The 5,249-nt window shown below is 34.7% G+C and carries 6 protein-coding genes and 1 pseudogene; 3 read left to right on the top strand and 4 right to left on the bottom strand.

What is annotated here, in order from left to right:
* Positions 1–56: 56 nt before the first annotated feature.
* From perR to GZ63_RS0115370, 4 genes are all read right to left on the bottom strand, one after another.
* Positions 57–500, bottom strand: coding sequence for a peroxide-responsive transcriptional repressor PerR (gene perR / locus GZ63_RS0115385; RefSeq protein ID WP_029271068.1), 444 nt, complete (start codon positions 498–500; stop codon positions 57–59).
* A 197-nt stretch (positions 501–697) separates the two neighbouring features.
* Positions 698–1,651 carry a D-2-hydroxyacid dehydrogenase gene (locus tag GZ63_RS0115380; protein ID WP_029271066.1) on the bottom strand — a complete coding sequence of 318 codons (954 nt, stop codon included), beginning with the start codon at positions 1,649–1,651 and terminating at the stop codon, positions 698–700.
* Between the two features lie 36 nt (positions 1,652–1,687).
* A complete protein-coding gene (gene bcp, locus GZ63_RS0115375; RefSeq protein ID WP_029271064.1) occupies positions 1,688–2,155 on the bottom strand; it encodes a thioredoxin-dependent thiol peroxidase in 468 nt (155 codons plus the stop codon).
* A gap of 72 nt (positions 2,156–2,227) precedes the next feature.
* Complete coding sequence (locus GZ63_RS0115370; RefSeq protein ID WP_029271062.1) at positions 2,228–2,665, bottom strand: potassium channel family protein; 438 nt, start codon at positions 2,663–2,665, stop codon at positions 2,228–2,230.
* A 131-nt stretch (positions 2,666–2,796) separates the two neighbouring features.
* Between GZ63_RS0115370 and GZ63_RS0115365 the strand changes: the two genes are divergently transcribed.
* From GZ63_RS0115365 to GZ63_RS16945, 3 genes and pseudogenes are all read left to right on the top strand, one after another.
* Positions 2,797–3,498, top strand: a complete 702-nt coding sequence (locus tag GZ63_RS0115365; RefSeq protein WP_029271060.1) for a response regulator transcription factor — start codon at positions 2,797–2,799, stop codon at positions 3,496–3,498.
* Entirely contained in the window at positions 3,495–4,508 is a 1,014-nt protein-coding gene (locus tag GZ63_RS0115360; protein ID WP_029271059.1) for a sensor histidine kinase, read from the top strand. The genes GZ63_RS0115365 and GZ63_RS0115360 overlap by 4 nt, the downstream gene beginning before the upstream one ends.
* A 32-nt stretch (positions 4,509–4,540) precedes the next feature.
* Positions 4,541–5,249: pseudogene (locus tag GZ63_RS16945) on the top strand (ABC transporter ATP-binding protein); the annotation flags it as partial.

The following is a 5,249-nucleotide window of genomic DNA, read 5'->3' as shown; positions in this document are numbered from 1 at the left end:
GGCTAGTTATGTCCCGGCCTCGACTCAAATTCTTAACAATAGTCATAAAAGCCATTTTAATGTTTCCGTGTTTCGACTTGTTTACAGGATTCACAAGTTCCGTAAAGCTCCATCCGGTGATGACTTACTTTAAATCCTGTCACTTGTTCAGCTAACGCTTCCACCTCATCTAAAGGGGGATAATGAAAGTCAACAATTTTACCGCAATCATTACATATGATATGGTAATGGTCTGATGTGTTACAGTCAAAGCGACTGGAATCATCACCATATGTTAATTCTCGAACAAGTCCGATTTCACGTAAGACACGTAAATTATTGTACACTGTTGCAACACTCATGTTCGGAAATTTTGATTCAAGTGCTTTATAAATATCATCAGCTGTTGGGTGTATCTCTGAGTTAAGAAGATACTCAAGAACCGCATGACGTTGAGGTGTAATTCGTACACCTGATTCTTTTAATGTATCAATCGCCTCACGCAACCTTATTTCTGACATCGTCATGCACCTCACTTTCAATTATATTTCGGTATCTAAGTTATATTATTAAATTATAATCTTTATAATTAGTGTACCCTCTATTATATTATTCTGTCAACATTAGTATATTATTAATTAATAATTATTATCACTCATCTAAAAAATTTTATTAACAATAAAAGCAGTGCCTTGGCAGACGCACTGCTTTCTATTCATCAATATCCCTTCGAGATATCGACTGTATTTAAAAATTCCTTGCTATTGTCCAAATACGCACTCAAATTCTTTTCAAATATTTCAAGCGCCCTTGATAAATAGTGATTGGAAACACCGGATATATGTGGCGTCACCGTTATATTTTCTTCTGCCCAAATTGGGTGATCCGCCGGTAATGGTTCTTCTTCAAAAACATCCAATATAACGTGTGCGATTTCTTCATCTTGGACAGCTTTTAATATATCTTCACTAGTAACTAAATCGCCGCGCCCCATATTTAAAAAGACGGCATGTTCAGGCATTAGCTTAAAATGGTCGAAAGTGAGTAGACCTTTCGTCTCGTCTGTACTTGGTAATACAGAAACAAGAAAATCAGCTTCCGGAAGGATACGGTCCATTTCATCTGTTGTAAAGGTTTTATCAAAAAAATCAGTTGGTCGGCCGCTTTTAGAAACGCCGTAGGTTTTCATAAAAAATGCTTTGGACAAGCGAGCCACTTCCTGACCGATAGACCCTGTACCCGCTATCACCATTGTTTTCCCGCTAATTTCTTGTATACGAATGGAACGCCGTGTCCATTCTTTATTTGTCTCCATTTGCATGAGCAATTTTTCCTGGCGATATACCTGAAGCAGCATGGAAATGGCGTATTCTGCCATTGGTTTTTTATGAATTCCTCGCGCATTTGTAATAAGGATATCTTTTTTTTGAATTGCTTTCAGCGGAAGTTTATCAATTCCCGCTGAAAGCACCATAATCCACTTTAAATGATCCGCTTGTTCGATTAACTCTGAGGTAAGATCCGCCCCATAGGTTACTAAAATTTCAGCTTCTTGAATATATTGTTTTGCTTCTTTCATATTTTTATAAAAATTTAAGACTTGGTCTGGATAATTTTCTTTCAATCGTTGTTGATCTTTTTGAGAAAGTTTTACGGAAAATAAAATTGTCACACATCTTACCTCCAAAGTCACAAAAGCCTATTTGATTTACATATTATTTTGTATAAACGACAGAGCCTCTTCTACATGTCCTTTCACACGTACTTTGCGATATTCTTTTTGAATTTTACCTTCCTTATCAATAATGAAGGTAGAACGCTCTATCCCATAATATTCTTTTCCGAAATTCTTTTTTAATTTCCAAACGTTATATGCTTCAGCAATTTTATGATCCTCATCAGCTAATAAATGGAATGGAAGATCGTGCTTGTCTATAAATTTTTGATGGCGATCAATTGGATCAGGACTTACTCCGAGGATGACAGCATCTACGTCTTGAAAGTTTTTGTGCTGATCCCGAAAGTCGCATGCTTCTGTCGTGCATCCCGGTGTCATGTCTTTTGGGTAAAAATAAAGCACCACATTTTTTCCTTTAAAATCAGAAAGGCTTATCTCCTCTCCACTTTGATTTGACAATGTGAAATCAGGTGCTGGACTCCCTACCTCTACTGTCATTTAAAACCCCTCCAAACAATATTTTATATTACTTACTATAGCACATCCTTTCTTTTATCTCTAAACAGTAGCTTAATCTTCTTTATGTTCTTTTCGTGTTTGTACCAACCGAAGTACAAAAGCAGTTGGTAAAATATACCCTATTAATGCTTCCATTAAAGCAATAAATCTACCTACACCTATCGGAACTATATCACCATATCCAATCGTTAATAATGTCACACCACTGAAATACAGCGAGTGTATTAGTGATCCAAATACACTAACTTGTTTAAGTTCTCCATGTTCGACCAAAGTAATTTGTTGAAAAGATAGGATAAAATAAATTAATCCAAATCCTAAAATAACAATGCTATATATAATTAGTAATGTATAAAAAATTTCGCTGGAAAATCGGCTCTCTTTTAATTTTAATCGAAAGTGTGATTTCCCTCCCTGGATAAAATCGACCAGACTCTTTATAACAATAAAACAGATGATTCCAATCATTACCCATGGAAAAAAGGACATGGTTATATCCCCTTTAATCATTTGTTTACGATATATATATGCTTATCCACTTCCTGTTTAGACATTTATTTTTTTTCTTCAATAAGATAGGATAAACTTGAGGTGTATTCTATTTTAAAGGCTGTGATTTAATGAAAAAAATATTTTTAATTGAAGATGATCCGAAAATTGCGTATTTATTAAAAGACTATCTGGAAAAGTATGAATATAATGTTGTGATCACTGAACAATTCGATAATATTGTAGAAGTGTTTAAAACGATCGATCCCCATCTTGTCTTATTAGATATAAATTTACCCAGATACGATGGATTTTATTGGTGCAGGCAAATCCGCAGCATCTCCAATTGCCCAATTATATTTATTTCTGCGCGTGACAGCGGAATGGACCAAGTGATGGCAATTGAAAATGGGGGCGATGATTATATAACGAAACCTTTTAATTTCGACGTTGTTCAAGCAAAAATCAAAGGTATCATGCGACGGATATACGGCGAATATGCCACAAATAAACAAGCAGATACGATCGAAACCAATGGGCTTTTTTTGCACTTAACTACAATGGAAATTGAATTTCAAAATCAAACAACACTACTAACAAAAAATGAATTTATTTTAGTAAAAATATTGATGGAACAATTAAACAGTGTATTATCTCGGACGTATTTGCTTGAATTACTTTGGGATGATGAAAATTTCGTAGATGATAACACGCTTTCAGTGAATATTACTAGATTACGTAAGAAACTAGGAGATATTGGTATTAAAAATAGTATACAAACGGTGCGTGGAGCGGGTTATAAAATGATCGATGCATGGAGAGAAATGGAATGAAGGACTTTCTAAAAGATCAACTTCCATTTATATTATTTTTTTATTCTCAATGTACGATTATTATTGGCATTGCACAGCTTTCCACTTTCATTACAAAAGCTGCGATGAGTACGGAAACAATCATCTATTTATTTATATTGCCGACCTTTTTTCTAGTTGCTTTTCTTCTTTATCGTTATTATAAATTTTGTGAATTTTATACTACGATTAGAAGTAACATGGGATCAACTGATGATAGCTGGTTTCCGGAACCAGCTAATCGATTACTGGATAATATAAAATTATATCATGACAAGCAAACAGCTCACTATACAGAAGAGATAAATCAATTAGAAAGACAAAAACAACTCGAATTTCATTTCATGCAGCAGTGGGTTCACCAAATGAAAACACCGATATCTGTTTTACATTTAATTATACAAAAGGAAAAACTAAATTTGCCAGAAGCATTTCATCATAGTGTTCAAGAAGAAATCGAGCGTCTCCAAAGAGGATTAGATCTTGCCTTATACCAGTCCCGTCTGCAAAAATTTGATCGAGATTTTCATGTACAGCAAATCTCTCTTAAACAAGTAGCAACTGAAGTTATACAGGAATTTAAATCGAGCTTTATTCGTAATCAAGTATTTCCAGCGTTAGCGATAGATGAGTCCTATGTTGTAGCAACTGATCCTAAATGGCTAAAATTTGTATTAAGTCAAATTGTCTCCAATGCCATTAAGTATTCAAAAGAATCATCAGAAAATATAACGTTTACAGCTGCTGCGAATGAAAAAGTACTTCAACTTAATATCCAAGATACGGGTTGCGGTATTCCATCACAAGATATCCAGCGTGTATTCGATCCTTTCTTTACCGGATTAAATGGCCGTACTTTTCGCGAATCTACAGGAATGGGTTTATATTTATCAAAAGAGATTTGTGATGCACTTGGTCATAATTTGATCATCCATTCTGAACAGGATAAAGGGACAACCGTTACGATTACATTTTCACATGCTAAAATTTAACGAATCCCCACTTGTAAAAGGGAGTGAAGGAATTGCCAATACTTACTGCTGAAAATTTATCCAAGATATACGGAAATAAACGTGCTGCGCTTACGGAAGCGCTCAGTCAATTTAACCTAACCGTAAATAAAGGGGAATTCATTAGTGTAATGGGTCCATCCGGAAGCGGGAAAACAACATTATTAAACCTGTTATCAACTATCGATACGCCTACATCAGGTAAAGTTACTATTAATAGACGAAATGTAACGTCATTATCAAAAAATAAATTAGCAAAATTTCGCCGGAATGAATTAGGATTTATTTTTCAAGATTATAATTTGTTGAACACACTTACGATTGGAGAAAATATTTTACTGCCACTGACATTGCAAAAAAGGAAAGTAAAAGAAATGAGAAAAAAAACTTGATCATGTAACAAAACAGCTCGGAATCGAATCCATCGTTCAAAAACGCATCTATGAAGTATCTGGTGGGCAAAAACAGCGCACAGCAATTGCAAGAGCAATTATTCACAATCCAACGATTATTTTTGCAGATGAACCAACTGGAAATCTTGATTCAAAAGCAACATTACAAGTGATGGAATCACTAGAGGCATTAAATAAAAAACAGCATGCGACTACTATCATGGTGACCCATGATCCATTTGCAGCCAGTTTTTCTGGCCGTGTTATTTTTATTAGAGACGGTAAACTTTTTAATGAAATTCACCGTGGTAACAATAGGCAAAGCTTTTTT

This window comes from Virgibacillus alimentarius (assembly GCF_000709085.1).
GTDB lineage: Bacteria > Bacillota > Bacilli > Bacillales > Amphibacillaceae > Virgibacillus_B > Virgibacillus_B alimentarius.
The sequence above is the reverse complement of the archived record's forward strand: the minus strand, read 5'-3'. Positions and strand labels throughout refer to the sequence as shown.